Source organism: Adhaeretor mobilis (assembly GCF_007741515.1).
Lineage (GTDB): Bacteria > Planctomycetota > Planctomycetia > Pirellulales > Lacipirellulaceae > Adhaeretor > Adhaeretor mobilis.
This window is the reverse complement of the sequence record NZ_CP036263.1, coordinates 4,081,971-4,100,868: the sequence shown is the minus strand read 5'-3', so window position 1 is coordinate 4,100,868 and position 18,898 is coordinate 4,081,971. Positions and strand designations below refer to the sequence as shown.

The 18,898-nt window shown below is 55.6% G+C and carries 17 protein-coding genes; 10 read left to right on the top strand and 7 right to left on the bottom strand.

The annotated features are described in order from the left end of the window. Positions 1-71: 71 nt before the first annotated feature. The 7 genes from HG15A2_RS16130 to flhA all read right to left on the bottom strand — a co-directional run bounded on the left by HG15A2_RS16130 (position 72) and on the right by flhA (position 8,261). Positions 72-407, bottom strand: a complete 336-nt coding sequence (locus tag HG15A2_RS16130; protein WP_145061310.1) for a hypothetical protein — start codon at positions 405-407, stop codon at positions 72-74. 101 nt (positions 408-508) lie between these two features. Next, on the bottom strand, positions 509-2,245 hold the full coding sequence (locus tag HG15A2_RS16125; RefSeq protein WP_218932015.1) for a PulJ/GspJ family protein: 1,737 nt from the start codon (positions 2,243-2,245) through the stop codon (positions 509-511). Positions 2,246-2,727: 482 nt separating this feature from the next. Further along, complete coding sequence (locus HG15A2_RS16120) at positions 2,728-3,528, bottom strand: FliA/WhiG family RNA polymerase sigma factor (protein ID WP_246117761.1); 801 nt, start codon at positions 3,526-3,528, stop codon at positions 2,728-2,730. A gap of 152 nt (positions 3,529-3,680) precedes the next feature. Continuing rightward, a complete protein-coding gene (locus HG15A2_RS16115) occupies positions 3,681-3,923 on the bottom strand; it encodes a hypothetical protein (protein ID WP_145061306.1) in 243 nt (80 codons plus the stop codon). A 144-nt stretch (positions 3,924-4,067) separates the two neighbouring features. Beyond that, on the bottom strand, positions 4,068-4,820 hold the full coding sequence (locus tag HG15A2_RS16110) for a MinD/ParA family ATP-binding protein (RefSeq protein WP_145061304.1): 753 nt from the start codon (positions 4,818-4,820) through the stop codon (positions 4,068-4,070). A 94-nt stretch (positions 4,821-4,914) separates the two neighbouring features. Further along, positions 4,915-6,156 carry a flagellar biosynthesis protein FlhF gene (gene flhF / locus HG15A2_RS16105; protein WP_145061302.1) on the bottom strand — a complete coding sequence of 414 codons (1,242 nt, stop codon included), beginning with the start codon at positions 6,154-6,156 and terminating at the stop codon, positions 4,915-4,917. Positions 6,157-6,221: 65 nt separating this feature from the next. Further along, the gene (gene flhA / locus HG15A2_RS16100; protein ID WP_246117760.1) at positions 6,222-8,261 is read right to left on the bottom strand and encodes a flagellar biosynthesis protein FlhA; all 2,040 of its coding nucleotides are present in this window, start codon (positions 8,259-8,261) and stop codon (positions 6,222-6,224) included. A gap of 284 nt (positions 8,262-8,545) precedes the next feature. On the opposite strand from flhA, the gene HG15A2_RS16095 reads away from it, so the two are divergent. The 10 genes from HG15A2_RS16095 to fliE all read left to right on the top strand — a co-directional run bounded on the left by HG15A2_RS16095 (position 8,546) and on the right by fliE (position 18,797). Beyond that, positions 8,546-9,088, top strand: a complete 543-nt coding sequence (locus HG15A2_RS16095) for a thioredoxin family protein (protein WP_145061298.1) — start codon at positions 8,546-8,548, stop codon at positions 9,086-9,088. A gap of 190 nt (positions 9,089-9,278) precedes the next feature. Continuing rightward, positions 9,279-10,223, top strand: a complete 945-nt coding sequence (gene mdh / locus HG15A2_RS16090) for a malate dehydrogenase (protein WP_145061296.1) — start codon at positions 9,279-9,281, stop codon at positions 10,221-10,223. A 307-nt stretch (positions 10,224-10,530) separates the two neighbouring features. Continuing rightward, positions 10,531-11,304, top strand: a complete 774-nt coding sequence (locus tag HG15A2_RS16085) for an alpha/beta hydrolase (RefSeq protein WP_145061294.1) — start codon at positions 10,531-10,533, stop codon at positions 11,302-11,304. Positions 11,305-11,653: 349 nt separating this feature from the next. Next, positions 11,654-14,137 (top strand): tetratricopeptide repeat protein, encoded by a 2,484-nt coding sequence (locus HG15A2_RS16080; protein WP_145061292.1) that lies wholly within the window; start codon positions 11,654-11,656, stop codon positions 14,135-14,137. 29 nt (positions 14,138-14,166) lie between these two features. Next, positions 14,167-14,670, top strand: coding sequence for a hypothetical protein (locus tag HG15A2_RS16075; RefSeq protein WP_145061291.1), 504 nt, complete (start codon positions 14,167-14,169; stop codon positions 14,668-14,670). Between the two features lie 20 nt (positions 14,671-14,690). After that, positions 14,691-15,659 (top strand): sensor histidine kinase, encoded by a 969-nt coding sequence (locus HG15A2_RS16070; protein ID WP_246117759.1) that lies wholly within the window; start codon positions 14,691-14,693, stop codon positions 15,657-15,659. Then, positions 15,656-17,185 carry a sigma-54-dependent transcriptional regulator gene (locus tag HG15A2_RS16065; RefSeq protein WP_145061289.1) on the top strand — a complete coding sequence of 510 codons (1,530 nt, stop codon included), beginning with the start codon at positions 15,656-15,658 and terminating at the stop codon, positions 17,183-17,185. The genes HG15A2_RS16070 and HG15A2_RS16065 overlap by 4 nt, the downstream gene beginning before the upstream one ends. A 144-nt stretch (positions 17,186-17,329) precedes the next feature. Continuing rightward, positions 17,330-17,767: a flagellar basal body rod protein FlgB gene (locus HG15A2_RS16060; protein ID WP_145061287.1), complete on the top strand. Its 438-nt coding sequence runs from the start codon at positions 17,330-17,332 to the stop codon at positions 17,765-17,767. Positions 17,768-17,864: 97 nt separating this feature from the next. Further along, complete coding sequence (flgC, locus tag HG15A2_RS16055; protein ID WP_145061285.1) at positions 17,865-18,275, top strand: flagellar basal body rod protein FlgC; 411 nt, start codon at positions 17,865-17,867, stop codon at positions 18,273-18,275. Between the two features lie 195 nt (positions 18,276-18,470). Next, positions 18,471-18,797, top strand: a complete 327-nt coding sequence (fliE, locus tag HG15A2_RS16050) for a flagellar hook-basal body complex protein FliE (protein WP_246117758.1) — start codon at positions 18,471-18,473, stop codon at positions 18,795-18,797. The last annotated feature ends 101 nt before the right edge of the window (positions 18,798-18,898 follow it).

Sequence of the window (18,898 nt, the reverse complement as noted above, 5' to 3'; positions counted from 1 at the left end):
TACACCTCGCGCGGAGATGTGCTCTCTGAGGTTCAATCACAGTGAGCAGGTAAGCACAGAGTATACCCGACCTATTCGCACCCGACGATTCCCAACCGCACGTCGTAGGGGAATGGCACCGGTTGCTCGTGCTCTGCAGGCACCGTGATCTCGATGCGGTTCGTATCGCCAAGCAGCTCGGTCACCTCATACTGCCCCGGCTTGTTGGCCGCAGGTGCTGGAAGTTCTTGCTCGTTCACGACAACCGTGCAGCCCGCGGGCAAGCCTGACACGACCAACCACATGCGGTCGCTGGGTTCCAGCCCGGTCGGCTTGTGGAACCCCCGCGACCAACGCGTGAAGTCGCACGTTTCGCCGGTCTCTTGATCCCAGGGGTGCCGGAGGCGGAAAGAATGAGCGAGAAACATGGGGAGGGGAGGCTGTAGGGAGTTAGGCTGTAGGCTTTAGGGCTGGAGGTGTTAATCTAATCACCTAGCGCCCTACAGCCTACAGTCTAAACACCTACAGCCTAAAACGACTGCGTGACTGAAGTTTCCCGAATCTGGCGCGAGTCGCGCTCGTAGGAACGCATGATGATTTTCAGCGCAGGGAGCGGGACGTCGTAGGGCGGAGAGGTTTCTCGCTCACTAGCATCATCGACACCATCTTGATTATTGTCGTCGAAACCGTTGGTGCCTTGGTCGACAGAATTCCGCCATTCAAGTCCCGCAATCGAATTATTGTCTTGGTCGAGGCCATCGGCTTCGTAGTGGGTGGACCATGTATCGTAGACACGTGGCGTGAAGCTGGCGAGCTGAGAACGAGGATCCATGTTGCCCCAGAATATTGGAGAGCTTGGAGCTACAGGCAATCTTTCGCCGAAATTCACATACCACCCGAGATCGACAAACGCTCCGTAACCGACTAAGCCATCATAGACAGTCCGCCAAGCATAAGGGGCTGGGTCTGAGTTAGTGGCGGGTGTATCAAATCCCGAAGTATCAGAAGCTGATTTCACAACCGCTTGCCAACCAAAATCCCCGGGGGCTAGCACGATTCCATTGCGACTTATCAACGGTGCACTTGGATCGAAGGCACGAACGTCCCATGCTAGTACGTCGTTGAGGATGACATCCTCGCCTTCGCGATCATAAGTCAGAGGTGAGGGGCCATTGGTGACGTGGGCGATCTTCCAGGAATCAGGATTACTGCCTAGTCGCTGCATAACGGGACGCGCCGTTGGGGCTGTAGCACCCCCAGGGATGTTGATCAGTGGTAGCCTGTCGTATACGCCTCCTTGATCAGCCTGCACTGAGTATCCTGAGACTTGTCCAAAGGAGTCGGTGATTGCCGTGACGGTCGCATCAGCGGAATAGCTGTCGGCGGGATTACGTTGCACATTTGCACTGACCGTAGTGTTAACACTAAACCCGGTTCCTTTGTCCAGTAAAACGTGCGGGAAGATTGACGCCGTGCTTCTGAAAAAACGATTCTCACGCTTCGTCAGATCGCTCAGGGTGTTGGGTACCCACTGATTCAAGGTGATGTCGAAGTGAGCAGATATGTCGTACTTCTGAAAGAACTCAGCAGGATTGTTTGGGAACGTAATTGGAGGAATCCACGGAGCGATGAGCAGAGTTCTCCGGTAGACGGTCCGCAGCCCAGCTTCTCCGAGTGATCCATCTGCTGGGTTTTCAATGCAATACCAAATGACTTCGGCCTCTGTCGATTCAGTAGCGCCATCTACCCAAACGCCGCCCGCGTTTTGAATTTGTCCGGGGCCCACAAACGGCTCACCGGAACTCCGCACTGTCAACGCAAGAATGTCATCATAGTCACCAAGTCCGCCTCCATCGGTCACACTTCCGGTCGAAGTATCAACTCGCTGACTAGTTGGAATGAGTGAAGTTGCGTAATCGAGCTCGCCGTTAGCCCCATTGATGTCACCATCAACAAGCGAACTCGGGTTGCTATCCGACCACTGGCCTTCGATGATTTCGATGTACCCATTCCCCGATTCAGGGTTCTGCCAGGGCACCGCAGGGCAGGTCGCGCCGGCGAGGTCGCGTTTGAGCTGCTTACGAGCTTGACGCAGGGTGCTGTCCATCTCGATGGCGGCGCGGCGCACGCGCACGCCGCCGCTGATGTTGGCGAACAGGTTCACGACCGCGGCCATCATGACCAGCGTGATCGCCATGCCGACCAGCATTTCGACAAGCGTTAATGCGTGGCGAAGCCCCCCAGCTGTGCTCGAGGCAGACCGCAAGCGAGAAACTTGGGTGTTGATTCTTAAAATCGATTGCCAGTGATACGGCATCTGTGATTGCTCCTGACGTGCGAACCTTCGACCGCGAGGGTAACCGCGGGGCCTCTGACTAACCGATGAGAATGGTCGATCTACGCGAAGGCAGACCGGCAGCAGTCGGTGATTTGCACTATTCCACAAAGAGAACCGCACGAGCCCTGAAATCGTGCCGGTTCTTGACTGCCTCTATTCTATTGCCTACACCGGTCAAATTCCACTGTTCGGCACACGGAAGTTGGCGGTTTTTCGACGAGAAACGTGAAAATAGCCCGCGAGCTACGCCTCGCGCGGAGAATCGCTAGAGAGTTGCCGCGCGAGGCGTAGCTCACGGGCTAGCGAAGTCTCAACGTATTTCACGAGTGACTAGGCGCACGAAAAAGCCGGAGTGCTCTAGCACTCCGGCCCTGGATATTTCTTTCCTCTGGCTTCTCGTCTCTCATCTCCTAGGTTCCAAACTCAGGCCGGCGACGACCCAGTTGGCCCTGGAGTCGAGACACGATTGCCGAGTGCATTTGGCTTACGCGGCTTTCGCTCAGGTCGAGCGTGGCACCGATTTCCTTCATCGTCATCTCTTCATAGTAGTAAAGGATGATGATTAGGCGTTCGTTGCGATTCAAGCCCTTGGTGACTAATCGCATAAGGTCGGACTTCTGAATTCGGCGTGTCGGATCTTCGCCCTTCTTGTCCTCGAGAACGTCGATCTCGCGGACGTCCTTGTAGCTGTCCGTCTCGTACCATTTCTTGTTCAAGCTGATCAGGCCGACGGCATTTGCTTCGCGAACCATCTTTTCCAGATCGGGCACGGTCATTTCCATGTGAGCAGCCAGCTCATGAATCGTGGGGCTGCGACCGTGCTCGGTTTCCAACTTCTTCACGCCGGCAGCCAACTTGCTGGCCTTGGAGCGAACCAAGCGAGGCACCCAGTCCATGCTGCGAAGTTCGTCGAGCATAGCACCGCGGATACGCGGCACGCAGTAGGTCTCGAACTTCACGCCACGCGAGCGATCGTAAGCCTTGATCGCATCCATCAGGCCAAACACACCGGCGGAGATTAGATCGTCAAGTTCGACACCATCCGGCAGACGCGACCAGATGCGTTCGCCGTTGTACTTCACGAGCGGGAGATAGTTCTCCACCAGCTTGTTCCGCATTTCGCGGCTGCTAGGATCTTTTTTGTACTCGTTCCACACCAGGTCGATTTCTTCCTGGGGGGCCATCTTCTGTCGTGCAGCCAGCAATGCCATGCAATCCTCCGTGATCGTCTTCCCCGAGGGCTGAGCAGCCTTCAAGAAAGCTTGGCCAGCGAGAATCCTTCTCGCCGTATGATTTGAATAGTTATGTTCTGATAAGTCACGCAGGCTGAATCTCGCGAGAGGTCAGCAACGTGTGTTTCGTGTTATGCGTTTTGTGATGGTGTGGCGTCCAGTTGTGCCAGTTGCTTTTCCATTTGCAAGCGAACCGACTCATCGATGGTGGCCTGGGCAATCGCGCCAATCAGGCAACCAACGACTCCGAAAAATGCCATCCAGCAAGCAGCCTCGGTAATCGCCGTATCGAAACTCGCCTCGCCTCGCAGCGAACGAATCAAAACTACGGCCATGCCTGTCAGTGCCAGAACGGTTGCGTACTTGATGGCCACTGGAGCAGGTACCTCAGGCGGTTGTGACCTATTGTGTTGGAGTCACGGCGAAAGTTGGTGGTAAACCCAACGCTCGTTAAACTCGTTGCAGACACCGCAGTTTACCAGTGATTGCCACGACAGATCGACTACTATTCTCCTTCGTCAGTTTTGCGGGATGGGGTTGAGCTGATTTCGTAAGTTTTCCTGAATTTCCTGATTGGCTTCGGTGTGATGTACATTTGGCAGACGATTAGCGGACGTCAGGCACTCAGTTGCTAGCTCGTGCGCCAGGGTTGCTGTCGCTTGCAACGTTTGCTGACGATCAACGCCACCTAGCAGGCTACCGCTAGCAACACGCAAGTTGAGGAATCGATCACAAGTGCTAGCGAATTGCTTTAGTAATTTGGATGCCACTGCTGCTGGAGCGTAATCTACCAAGATGGGGCGGATTTGCTCGTGGGTAACCACGCCTTCTTCGGCCAAACGTTTTACAAGCGCGTAGCTTTCCACTACTGCTTCGGTGGTCGGAGGCATCGCAAGCACGATTTGGTGTGCGTTGCGTAGCCACTGGGCGCGATCTGCGTCTTCGCCATCGACGAGCATCATTTCCACGTCCACGCTAACGGGTAGCTGACCCGCATCGTGCATCGAGTAGAGCTTGCTAACATCTGTGACCGCAGCAATCGAAAGCAAGTCGTTGACGGGTGGGCGGCAATAGAAAGAATCGGCACCCACCAGCAACACTTTGCGCTGCATGGCCGAGAGGGCCGTCGCCAGCTCAAACGCGATCTGTGCCGTCTCGACACCCGATTGTGCAGAAACAACTGCCACCACAGGCGGAAGCGCAATCCCTGGCGAAGGGTTCGTTTTCACGTCGCGAATCAGCTGGCGAAGTTGAGTAGCTTGATCGGGCATTTAGGTAGGTGTTAGGGGATTAGGTATTAGGTTGTTAGGAAACAGCTAGCCCGCGAGCTACGCCTCGCCCGGAAAATACCGAACGAGTTTCTAGCTAGAACTCCGCGTGCATCCCCAAAATGGCCATGGCCAATTCGCGAGGTTCGGCAACACGAATATCGTCCGGCACATTTTGCCCATTGGTTACGTAGCTAAGTGGCAATTTTGAACTGCGAACGAGCGAATGAATGTTTCCCAGCGATAGCGCTTCGTCTAGCTTGGTCACTAGCAACGAAGTAATGCCAACCGGAGCAAATCGCTCTGCCGTGGCGACCAGACTAGGGCCGCTGCTCACGGCGCTGAGCACAAGCTGCACTTCATCAGGCTCTGCTTCTGCCAACACGGTTTGCAATTCGGCGACCTTGGTTTCGTCACGTGGCGAACGGCCCGCGGTATCGAGCAGCACGAGATCGTACCCGGCAAAGGCTTCAACGGCAGCTCGCATTTCCAGAGGCGTAGAGACAATCTCCATTGGCAAATCGATGATTTCAGCATAGGTGCGGAGTTGCTCGACCGCTGCGATCCGATACGTGTCTACGGTGATCAAGCCAACGCTGAGACCCTTTCTCAAACGGTAATCGGCCGCCAGCTTGGCGATGGTTGTGGTCTTGCCCACACCTGTAGGGCCTACAAGTGCTACCACGCGGGGCTTTGCCTGATCGGTCGCAACTGAGCCAGTCACAATTGGGCCAGTCGCAATCGGGCCGGTTACTGGAAGCTCCGCCTCGATCATGCGCGCTACCTGCGCTCGTACTGCCAGGGATGAGTGGAGGTCGACTCCCTCTTGGGTGCGAACTCGCTCGATTAACTCGCGAGCCGTGTCTGGTTCCAGGTCGGCCTCGACAAGTTCGGTAAACAGCTCGAACAGCTGAGCGGGAAGCTCTGCTTGAGAAACGTCCGGACGCTGTTCTTGTAGCTGTTCGACTAACGCTTGTAATTCCGCAACTCTTCGGTCGGCACGTAGTAGGTCGTCGCGATAACGCTGGCGATACTCACCGGTAAATTCTTGGGCTGGCGATTCAACCGCTATTGAAGGTTCGACCTCTACTGGCAGCGGCACAACGAAGTCGGGTGTTTCGACCTCGAAGCTAGCGACTTGCTGCTCTGTGGGTGAAGCATGCACCAACGCGGTCGCTGGTGTCGCGGCAATTTCGTATTGGCGACCTAGCAGCATGCGCTTCATAAGTCCAGAATTCAGCTCACGCGTGTGTAGCACATTGGCTTCAGGTCCCAGCTCGCTGCGCACGAGTTGGAGCGCCTGCTGCATGGTCTTCGCTCTGTAGGTTTTAATTTCCATGATAAGTCTCTAGTAAACGCTCACCGTCAACCAAGGTTGGCGGTTAGCTTTCGTTGGTTGTTTCTCTAAGCGTCACTCGCCAAGCCGAGCGTGACGATCTTCGTGTCTCTGGTAACCTCGTTAAAGCTCAGTACGACAAGTTGTGGCAGGTGATTCTCCACGATGCGCTTCATCGCAGCGCGAATTTGCGGGCTCACAAGTATGATTGGCGTATGCCCTGCCGTGGTCAGCTTGCTGAGTTGCTCCTTGATCGCGTTACAGGTTGCTTCGACCGCCTGGGGCGACATGCGTACGAATAGTCCGCGATCGCTGTGCTCGAACCCGGCACGGATACGGTCCTCCATAGCGGGGTCCACAGCGATGACGTGCAATTGAGCCTCTGCATCGCGATAACGAGTGCAGATCTGCCGAGCTAGGCGATGGCGTACGTATTCGGTAAGCAGGATGGTGTCTTTCGTGCGCGGCGCGTAGTCGCCGAGTGTTTCCAGGATGATCCCCAGTTGGCGAACGGATACTTGTTCTCGCAACAGCGAATGTAATACCGCCTGCACTTCCGCCAGTGTCATCACGCCGGGGATCAGCTCTTCCACGACAGTTGGCTGCGTTTGCTTGAGCTCGTCGATCAAGTGTTTCGTTGCATCGCGTGTGAGGATCTCGTCCGCGTACTTTCGGCAAACTTCCGTGAGATGCGTGGCCACTACGGCGCCTGCCTCCACGACGGTATGGCCGTGCATTTCGGCTTCGTCTTGCAGCGAAGGATGAATCCACTTGGCATCGGCACCAAAAGCGGGGTCTTTAGTTGGAATGCCCTGCACGGTGCCCGTGGTGACGCCGGAGTCGATGGCTAAGACATGGCCCGGCTCAACACGATCTTGGGCAACGGCGAGGTCCGCGATCTTGATGAGGTATTCGTTCGGGTCGAGACTCATGTTGTCACGGATGCGAACCTTAGGCATGAGGATGCCGATTTCACTGGCTACGCTCTGTCGTACGCGTTGGATGCGGTCCAGCAGATCGCCGCCACGCTTGGGGTCGGCCAGGCGGATCAGCCCCACGCCGACCTCCACTTCCATGGGATCGACTGTCAAGTAATCTTCAATACGCTCCTCGGGCGCCTCGTCTTGAGCTTTCGCAGCGTCGATAACCGCTTTCGCTTCTGCTTGGCTTTCTTTCTTGGAGAGCATGCGCGACATGGCGATGCACGCGCCGCCAAGAACTAGTAGGGGTGTGCGTGGCAGGTCGGTCGTCACCAGGATCGCCAGGAAGGCACCCGTGACCGCTAGTGCCTGCGGGCGAGAGAATAGCTGCCCAAGAAATTCCTGCGGCAAATTCGTTCTCTGCGTACTGCGAGTCACCAGCAAACCAGCGGCAAGCGAAACGAGAAAAGCCGGCACTTGGCTGACGAGCCCATCGCCAATGGTGAGCTGCGTGAACAGCGTTGCCGCTTCACTCATCGTCATGCCGTAGCTGAACATGCCGATAACCAGCCCGCCCACGACGTTGATCACGGTGATCATGATGCCAGCGATAGCATCGCCGCGGACGAACTTACTGGCACCGTCCATGGCCCCGTAGAAGTCTGCCTGCTGAGTAATTTCCTCACGACGCTGTTGGGCCTCGTGCTCGTCGATGATGCCGGCGTTCAGGTCGGCATCGATCGCCATCTGCTTGCCCGGCATTCCGTCCAAGGCGAACCGAGCAGCTACTTCGCTGATGCGCGTAGCACCCTTGGTGATCACCACGAACTGGATGAGCACGATAATTACAAAGATAATCAGCCCAACAACAATCTGGTCGCCGGCTACAAACTGCGAGAACGAAGTAATCACTCCACCGGCAGCATTTTCGCCATCAATGGCAGCGCGAGTGAGGATGAGCCGAGTCGTCGCGACGTTCAACACCAGCCGCGCGAGCGTCGTCGCTAACAGGAGCGAAGGGAAGATACTGAATTCCAGCGGCGTCTGCACGTAGATTGTTGTGAGGAGCACGATCACCGACACGGTGATGTTGGCTGCCAACAGCACATCCATCAGCTGCGTGGGCAAAGGAACCAGAATCACCAGAATGCTGGTGATGAGCGCAACAGGCAGAATTAAATCCTGCACGCGAGCGAGCAAGGGATTTCCTGCGAGAACAGATTGTGGGGACGCACTCGTAGCCAACGGCCACTCCGCAACAACAGAAGGTTTGGTAACTGTTCCGGCGTTCCCCCAAACGCGTTGTCCGATTGCAACCCAGACAAAGTAGGGGGGCAATCAAGCGGGCGGATCGTAGAAATGCTGGCTTCTACTGTCCAGAGCGACTGAGGGCATTCACTCGCAGGAAATGTGTGACCGACTGGCAATGTGTGAAGAGTCGAGCCAAGGTTGGCGATAGGTGAGGTAAGGCAATGTCCTCTTGTCTCACCAACTTGCTAGCACCGCCAGCTGAGAAGTCCTTCGTTATGCGCTCACCGCTCTCAACGTTTTTCGTCCTTTTTGTTCTGCTGATCACTGCCGGATGTGGCCAGGCGAGCGATACTACACAGCAGTTCGAGAACCTTCCGAAAGTGCAAAAAGGAGGGCTGAAGTTCGTGGCCGGCTTCGAACAAGGCCAAGTGAATGCGCAAGCCGCTAGGCGACCAATCCTTCTGTTCTTCACGGCCGATTGGTGTACTTACTGCCATCAGATGGAAGACGACGCGTTCCGCGATCCGCGCGTGCAGAGTCTCGCAAACCAATTCACCTGTATTATGATCGACGCCGATGCAGAGCCGCAGGTGTGCCAGCGCTATTCGGTGACCGGCTTCCCGACGATCAAGCTTTTTTCTCCCACTGGCCAAGCCTTGCAAACTCTTAAAGGCAAGCAGACCTCCGAGCAACTCCTCCAGGGCATGAATGCGGCCCTGCAGCGATTCGCCTGGCTTGACGGTGCTTCTAAGAAGCTTCGTTAGAGCAGAATCTTGTGCGGCAGAGTCTTTGAACCGGCCCACTTTCTAGTCTCCCCTCTCGGGGCCCTTGCGTGCCCCCGCTGGCAGCGCGATACTTTGTTCGCTCGGCGATAACTATGTCCGCTTTTGGGACACCGTGCCGTCGTTCCATCGGTAAGTAACGCAAGTTAAGCATTTTGGGAGATGATTTGTCATGAGGCGTGCAAAAATCAGCATCATCGGAGCCGGCAACGTAGGTTCCACAACCGCCCACTGGTGTGCGGCTGCAGAACTGGGCGATATCGTTCTGGTGGATATCCCGGGCGACTTTGCTGATATGCCCCGTGGGAAGGCCCTCGACCTCATGCAAGCCTCACCCGTGATGGGCTACGACTCTTCGATCACTGGCACCAACGATTATGCCGACACTGCTGGTAGCGACGTGGTGGTTGTGACGGCCGGTATTCCTCGTAAACCTGGCATGAGTCGTGACGATTTGCTCGGCACCAACGCGAAAATCATGGGCAGCGTGTGCGAGCAAATCAAGGCCACCAGTCCCGACGCGATTGTCATCGTAGTGAGCAATCCACTAGACGCGATGGTCCAGCGGGCCCATCAAGTCACCGGGTTCCCAGCCCAGCGTGTGCTCGGCCAAGCTGGGGTGCTCGATACAGCCCGTTATCGCACCTTTTTGGCCATGGAGCTCGGCGTGAGCGTCGAGGACGTGTCTGCACTGCTCATGGGTGGCCACGGCGACACCATGGTGCCACTGGCCAGCTGCACCTCGGTGGGCGGTATTCCCGTATCGCAGCTCATCAAGGCTGATCGCTTGGAGGAGATTATCGACCGTACCCGTAAGGGTGGTGCGGAAATCGTGGGCCTCTTGAAAACAGGCAGCGCCTATTACGCTCCGGCGGCTGCAACTGCTCAGATGGTGGAAGCCATCGTACGAGACAAAAAGCGGCTCATCCCCTGCGCAGCTTACTGCGACAAAGAATACGGCGTGGGCGGCTTCTACGTGGGTGTACCGGTAGTGCTTGGCTCTGCTGGAGTAGAACGCATCGTAGAGCTAGAACTCACCGACAGCGAGCAGGCTGGGTTCCAGAAGAGCGTTGACGCCGTTCAGGAACTCGTAGAAGTCATGGCCGGCTTGGTTTAAGCGTACCGTTCAGACTTCTTTATTGCACAGGAATTCCAGCGACTGGGAGATAGTCGAGAGTTTGCTGCTAGCAGCGACTATGCCTGATTGGTCTTGCGAAAAAAGAGTCTCTCGTTCCAGAAGGAATGCCGTTGACACTCCAACGGGGCTCCCTTAAAAACCACCCCTGGCTCGGCTTGTCCGGTCGCTTGGAGGCATTACCTCTGGTAGAGCTGTGCCGCTCCTAGGAGTCTAATTAGAGTCTATTTATCCTTTGCTCCCGCCTCGGGTATCCGTCCTCCCTCCCTCCAGACCCCACCGGTGAAATATGAATCGAACGCTGTCTTCAGCTCTCGCTTCTCTTCCTGCCAACTTACTTGGATCAAAAACGTCGGAGTTTGATTCCGACAGCCCTTGGCACGATCGCAACCTTGGACGAGCTGAGGACCGCAGCGCTCCGGAGCACTTGTTCACGCCGGTTGGCTACGAAGCTGGGTACCGCTACCCACTGATCGTGTGGTTGCACAGCCACGCCAGCAGCGAATTCGAATTGCCCAACGTGATGTCGCAACTAAGCTTGCAGAATCACACAGCGATCGCGCCTCGTGGCACTGAGCGCATCTCGCGTGACGAGGAAGTCTTCACCTGGCGACAGACTCCCACCCATATTGATCTGGCAGCCCAACGCGTCGAACAGTGCATCGGCATTGCAAAACAAATCCGTAATGTCCACAGCGACCGTATTTTCTTGGCTGGTTTCGGCACTGGCGGAACCATGGCACTTCGTTTGGGGTTACGTCACCCAGAATGGTTCGCCGGCGTTATTTCGCTAAATGGTCCCATGCCTACCGGTTTCTCGCCCCTGGGGCGAGTAAATCACTCGCGAGGACTGCCCATACTCATGGGCAGCGGATTGGAAAGCGAGACTTACGACCTGGATGCCGTCTACCAGGACGTTCGACTGCTGCAAACAGCTGGACTCAAGCTCGATGTCCGCCACTTCAACGCGGGCGACGAGCTGCGAACCCCCATGCTCAAAGAGATCAACTCCTGGATCATGAACTTCGTGTGTTCAGGCTCCGCGACTGCTCAAGCCATCTGAGACATCCCCAAAATGGAACTTTGAGCTTGCCTCTATCAAGCGACAGCAGCCCGCGAGCTACGCTTCGCGCGGTACTCTACCTTGCCGCATAGAAGCAAGTCTTGCATCAGCAAGCTCCATCTTTTTTCTGCGTTCTCTGGGACTCTGTGTGGGACATTGCTATTGATTGCTACTGCGCGACAATAGGACCGCGCCCTCAGCACTGCTAGCAGACCTCCCCAACGTAGATTGACAGGTTCTCCCAAAATTCTGTACAAGCGGTGCGATTTTCTCTTAAGTTCGTTGACCCCTTTACCGGGGGCAGAAGTAAGAGAGCAAGCACAATTACGGCAGGATTCACCGCGTTAGCATGGCTGAAACTACGCAATCACACTCTGATGACTCAAGCGCTGCGCCAAGCGTATCGCTAGTGAGTCGGCTGAAAGGCATACCGGTCAAGCTGATTGACTGGATGCGTACCAGTCGTCTGCGCACGATCATTGTCGGGTGTGTATCGTTGCTGGTTCTAGGAGTTGTCTTTGCATTGTGGAGTTTTCTTGCTCACGAAGCAATCGGTCACGACGACCGCGTCACGTTAAGGCAGGCATACGAAGCACTCGACGACGGTCGCTATGAACGAGCACGCACCATCGTTGGCGAATTGCAAAACGAAACTGCCCAGTCGCTTTCCTTTGGCAGCGCACTTTTCATCTTAGGCGTCGTGAAAGCCAAGCAAGCCGACGACGAGTGGTCGACAGGGCGAAGTCGCGCCATGCATCTCGTGGCCAGTCGCTACTTGCAAAAGGCACTGGCCATAGGGTTGCCTAATGAGCGCGAAGCAGCAGCCCGTTACCAGCTAGGGCGTAGTCTCATCCTCGGCAACCAACCTCGCGAGGGGATTGCGGTTTTCGAGGAACTCGGCGACATTCCCCACACCGTCCTAGGAGAAGACGCCTCTGCCGAAGCCGAACGCCACGCACTCCTCATGCAGGCTTATCTCGACAGTCCGAACCCTCGACTTGAAAAAGCTCTGGAACACGCGAAGTTTGCCGTTGAGAAAGCACACGCAACGCCCCGTGAACTCTACAAAGCAAAGCTAGCCCAAGGAGACATATTCCTGCGGCTTGGCCAGGCTCAGTTGGCACGTCAAGTCGTTGATAGTCTCATGCCTCCCGCGTCAGACCTCCTCAACGAGTCAGAGAAAAGCGTCGTGCAGCAAGTTCTCGAAGGACGTCTTGCCATCGAGACTGCCCGACAGCTTCCCAAAGCAGATCCTCAGCGGAAATTGCTCCTCAACGAAGCCATCAATGAACTACGCGAAGCTCAACGCAATGACCCGCGCATGGGCAGGAACTCTCGCCGTGCGATGTACGAAATCGGTGTCGCCTTGGAAGAACTCGGCAAACTGCAGTCGGCAGTCAACCAGTTCGATCGCGTAAGCAAACAGTTTGGCGATACCAACGAAGGGATCGCTGCGACACTTGCTGAGGCTGACCTCAACCTTGCCCAGGGACGCTACCAGCAAGCACTTGCCGGCTATCGAACAGCACTGGAAGCTGTCAGCAATCCGACAACCTACGTGAATGAACTACTCTCGCTCCCCGAATTGAGAAAACGTTTGTTGGCAGCGTTTCAAGAGTTTGTGGATGAAGGTCGCTTTGCAGAGGCGGCTCTACTGGTAGACCAATTCAACACGGTTTTTGATCAAGGAGAATTGGTTGAACTCACCGCGAGAACACAAGAAGCCTGGGGGGAGTCGCTATTGAAGAAAGCTCGTAGTGATGATCGTTGGCATGCACGGCAGACTCGCCAGCAAGGGCGTCATCGCCTGCGCGCCGCCGGCAGAGCCTACGAGGAGCTCGCCCAAGTTCGCTACGCAACACGTTTCTACACGGACGATCTCTGGCAGGCGGCAGACTGCTACTACCGTGGCCAAAACTACACAAACACTGCTCGTACACTCAGAGAGTATCTCCACCACGAAGTACGCCGGCGTAACAGTGTTGCGCTGCTGCGCATGGGGCAATCGTACCTTGCATTACGTCGTCCGGCTGACGCGATCGAGGCGTTCGAGGAATGCTTGGAGATGTATCCGCGGGACGCGGTCGTGTACCAGTCGCGACTCGAGTGTGCTCGCGCACACCAGCAATTGGGGAATTCCAAAGCAGCCTTAGAACTATTGAAGTCGAATCTCACGGGCGAGGAACTCACGCCCAAAAGCCCTGAGTGGCGCGATTCGCTATTCGCCTACGGCCGGTTGCTGTACGACCTGGACCAATACGAACCAGCGGTTAAGCATCTTCGCGAAGCGGTAGGGCGCTACCCACGTGACGAGCAATCGATGCTCGCCATGTACACAATTGCCCGTGCTCACCACCGCGATTCAGAGAAACCACAGAAGAGGCTGGCAGCAGCGAATACCGAGTCCGAACGGCAACAGAGTCGTAAGCAGTTAACTTCCGACTTAGAAAAAGCCCACCGAGCCTATGTCGAAGTCCAACGGCTTATCACACTCGAAGGCTATGGCGATAGCGATCCCTTGCATCGTACGCTGCTACGCAATTGCTACATGATGCAAGGTTCCGTATTGTTCGATCTCAATCGATTCGAGGAAGCACGCCAAGCCTATGCGAACGTATCGACTTTGTATCAAAACGAGCCGTTTGTATTGGAGAGTTTTGTAAAAATTGCCAACTGTTTCCGTCGATTGAACGAGCCCACCAAGGCGCGCGGCACGCTGCTGCAGGCCAAGCAGGTGCTTGAGCGATTGCCCGCAGATGCCGACTTTCGTGTCGCTACCAACTTCACTCGGCAGCAATGGGGCTTGATCCTCGACCAAATGAGCAAGTGGTAGAGAGCAGATAAACGAGCAAATCCCAAATCATGGACAAACTTACGACCGACAAATTAGCAGAACTCGTCAGCAAGCGACTTGCTTGCCTGAAGCAGCTGTGCGCCATTGGTCGGAAACAGTCGGAATTGATCGCCGCAGACAAGATTGGTGATCTGCTGCGGCTTATATCCACGAAGCAGCGTCTAATTCTCGCATTGCAAGCAATCGAGAGAGAGCTACAACCCTTTCACGAGCAACATCCCGAGTCACGAGTTTGGCCTTCGCTACAGGCTCGCCAGCAATGCGCAGCCCAGGCTGAGGTTTGTCAAAAACTACTCGCTGAGGTTATGGCACTCGAACAAGCTAACGAACAGCAAATGACAATCCGCCGCGATCAAACTGCGTCGCAAATCAACACCGCTGCCAGCGCCAGCAAAGTGCATGGTGCTTACCAAGCCCAACAGTACCGTACGGACACCAGATCGCCTGCGAACCCTCACAACCATAATCTACAAACGAACAGCGCCTCACTGGACCTCCGTTCCAATTCCTAGTTCAAGGCAAATTGCCCTCAATGACAGCCTCTGGAAACCAACACGAAGCAGGTTACTTGCCGCAAGGCGATCGCGTCGCCTTGCGCCTGGTAGTCCCCGAGGAATTGTCCCAGGCGGATGAATACGTCCCGGCTGATCTGGTCGAGGCCGCACCGATGGCCATTGCTGGAATCACGCCTGACGCGAGTCTAGAAACAATTCTTGCTGCCTGGAGCGACGCCACACTTCGGCTCCAGCAAACGCACGAAACCCTACAAGGCGAAGTTGCACGACTTACGAACGAACTGGAAGCAAAAAATCAAGAATTAGCCCGCCAGCAGCGTCTGGCTGATTTGGGCCGTATGGCCGGGCACGTTGCTCATGAAGTACGCAACAGCCTAGTGCCGGTCACGTTGTATTTGAGTCTGTTAAGGCGTCGCCTTGCAGCGGACACCGAAAGCTCAGACATCCTTACTAAAGTGGAGGCAGGGTTTACCGCCCTCGACACGACCGTGAATGATCTACTGAATTTCACAAGCCACCGTGAGCCCGATTGGCGTACCTTCCTGGTGCGCGATCTCGTTGATGAGGTTTGCCAATCACTGGCACCGCAGATGGAAGCGCAAGGCATTGCCACCTCCATCGACATACCGCCAGAAGTAACTCTTAGCGCCGATCGAGAAATGTTTCGCCGCGCGTTGTTGAATTTGGCGCTCAACTCGATCGACGTCATGGATGCCGGCGGAGAGTTAGTCGTCACCTCGTTCGACGGCCCACAAGGTTTCGAGCTGGAGGTTGCCGATAGCGGCCCGGGGTTCACCAAAGAGCAGCTATCACAGCTCTTCGAACCCTTCTTCACCACGAAGAGCACGGGCACAGGACTCGGGCTTTCAATCGTACAACGCATTGTCACCGCTCACGGTGGGCATATCACGGCCATGAACTGCCCCGAGGGTGGCGCAGCGTTCACAATCCAGCTACCCCGTCAATCAATGAGAGCAGCCGCGTGAGCCAAGTCAAGCAAAAAAGAGTGGAAGGCCGTGTGCTGGTCGTTGACGATCACGCCGCCGCGCGCGAATCGGTGACGGACGTGCTTCGCCACGCCGGCTATGCCGTCGCGAGCGTTGCGAGCGCTGTGGAAGCGCTGCCAGTACTCGACTCTGCCCAAACGGATGGCGAGTCGTTCGACGTGGTCGTGACAGACCTCCAAATGCCCGGTATGGACGGACTCGAGTTCATTCAAGAGATGTCGCAGCGAAGAATTCAGGCACAAGCCATCATGGTTACGGCACACGCGACAATCTCCTCGGCTGTGGAAGCGATTCGCCATGGTGCGTTCGACTACATGGAGAAGCCTTTTGATGTGAACCAGCTGGAGACGCTGGTTGCCAGGGCTCTGCAGCGTCGCCGTTTGTTGGACGGTGGAAAATCAAGTCAAGAATCATCTGCTGCAACTTCCACTGCAAATACTGACATCAACGATGCCGATTTCAACATGGTGGGTAATAGTCCTGCCATGCAGCTACTACGGCAACGCATCGCCCAAGTGGCACCCACCGGCGAAACGGTTCTGATTTGCGGCGAAAGCGGCACCGGAAAAGAATTGGTTGCTCGTGCGGTTCATGCTGCAAGCCGTCGTGCTGATGGGCCGCTCGTCAGCCTCAACTGCCCTGCTCTCTCGCCACAGTTGGCTGAGAGTGAGCTGTTCGGCCATCAACGCGGCGCTTTTACCGGCGCAGATCTCGATCGCACGGGCCGCTTCGAGCTGGCTGCGGGTGGCGCGATTTTTCTGGACGAAATCACTGAGATCGATTTGCCCCTGCAAGCCAAGCTGCTGCGAGTGCTGCAAGAGCGTACCTTCGAGCCTGTTGGTTCAAGCAAAACTCTCGAGGCGGACGTGCGTGTTCTTGCCAGCACAAATCGCATTCTGCCTGAAGAGATTACCGCCGGGCGTTTTCGCGAGGACTTGTACTATCGATTGGCCGTTGTGCCGTTGGAACTTCCACCATTGAGAGAGCGCGGTGACGACGTCCAATTGCTGGCAGATTACTTTTTGCAGAAATCAGCGGACCGCTTAGGCCGTAAACAGTGTGATTTGGCCGCCGATGCGCGTGAGCTATTCGCCGTCTATCATTGGCCCGGTAATGTACGGGAGCTCGAAAACTTGATCACACGGGCGTGCGTCCTCAACCAGGGCGAGCCAATCACCGCCGCTGAATTACGCCCTTGGTTGCAGCAGCCAGAGAATTGCGACCTGCCAGCTGAAGGCAATGCCATACCAGTCGGTTCCAGCTTGGAAGAAGTCGAGCGGGCGATGATCGTCGCCACGCTAGAACATTACGAAGGACACCGCGGGAAAACTGCCGAGGCACTGGGCATTGGCGTGCGCACGCTCAGCGGCAAATTGCGTTCCTACGGCTACGCTCCACGCACGAAACAGTTTTCCCCAGCGCAGGACGCCAGTCGGCAGATTGTGCCACTTGAATCGGCAGTTTCTGCCGGTTCTCACACTGTAGGCGTCAACAGAGCGGCCTAGTTGAATGATCTCTAAAGAAACTCAAACGAGGAACCACGTAAAGCAAACACCACAGGTAGAACGCGAAGTTTAGGAAGTTTAAAAACAATAAGGCAGGCTGTCACTCTCGGTGGCACGCGAATTGCTATTAAGGCACGGTAACCCATGATCTCCAACCTGTTCGATTCATCGACCGTGCCAGTGCTTGAGCAGGTCGTCAATTTCACACAAGCCCGTCATGGCGTGCTAGCTGGGAACCTGGCGAACCTTGATACACCCGGATATCGCACGCGTGATCTGTCGCAGCAGGAGTTCGAAACTAGTTTGAAGGAAGCTGTCGCAGCGAAACGTCACTCGCCTAGCGTCACTGGGTACAACCAATATGGCAATCAATACGGGGTTCCTGCAACGCTCCAACAAGATGCCGATTTCACAAAGGTTGAAGACTCCATGAAAAGCATCCTCTACCACGATGAAAGCGATGTGAGCCTCGAACAACAAGTAGCAGCAATTTCCAAGAATCAAGCAAAACACAACTTAGCCCTCAGCCTCATGACGGCGCAGTTTCGTCTACTACGGGCTGCTATCACTGAACGAGCCTAATACGTTGAATCCAATCTCCTGACCCGGGGGGCTGATGCACCCGGCCTGGGGCGTCAGGCGTAACTACACAAGCCACTCTTTAGAGAAAGAGATCCCCATGTTTAGTGCATTCGACGTGAGTACGAGTGGCCTGATCGCCCAACGGACGCGACTCAACGCGATTTCGTCAAATCTCGCCAATATGAGTACCACACGGAACGAGCGTGGCGAAGCGCAGGCCTATGTTCCTCGCTATGTCACGTTTGAGACCGATACGGAGTTGGCCACCTCCGGCGGTGGCGTGGGCGTGCAGGTGGGTAGCGTGGAGTACTCGGACTCCGCCCCACGAATGAAATACGAGCCGGGTCACCCAGACGCCGATGAGAACGGGTACGTTGCCTACCCAGATATAGATATGACGAGTGAATTCGTCGATGCCTTGGAAGCTACCAGGGCCTACGAAGCGAATCTTGGCGTTATTGAAGTTACAAAAGACCTGGGAGCGCGGACACTACAGATTTTAGCTTAGGTGCTTCCCATTTGTGTATTGGCATAGCATTGAGCCCGTGCTGTCGAGTATCAACCGTCCACTAGAACTAACATGAACAGGAGTTGACGTACAACCGCGACGTTGGGGGGCCAACGCCACGAGTCGCCATTTCTTGCTACTAGCGCAAACCAGTAAAGTTTGCTAGCAAGCAAGGCGGCAAAGGGATTCACACTAATGAATACCATTGGCAACCCGATCGTCAGCCCTGCCTTGAGTCAATCAGTACGGGGCTTGCCCGCGATGCCCTCCCCCGCCGGAGGTGCTGCAGGAGCAGGTGAAGCAGGTTCGTTCAAGAACTTCCTGCTTGACTCCATCCAAGATGTGAATGCCATGCAACAACAAGCCGACACCGCAGTGGAATCGCTCATGACAGGTGGCGATGCCGATCCGGCAGCCGTACTCACCGCAGTGCAAAAGGCCGACATGGCCTTTCGCATGATGCTGCAAATGAGAAACAAAGCCATGCAGGCCTACCAAGAAATCAAGGACATCAGAATCTAAAGTTAACTAAAAGCTTTGATACCACCTGTTATCCCGCATCGGCCCGATGCCACTTCAACAGTTAATAAACACCGATACCCCCAGCTTCCACGGACGGACGC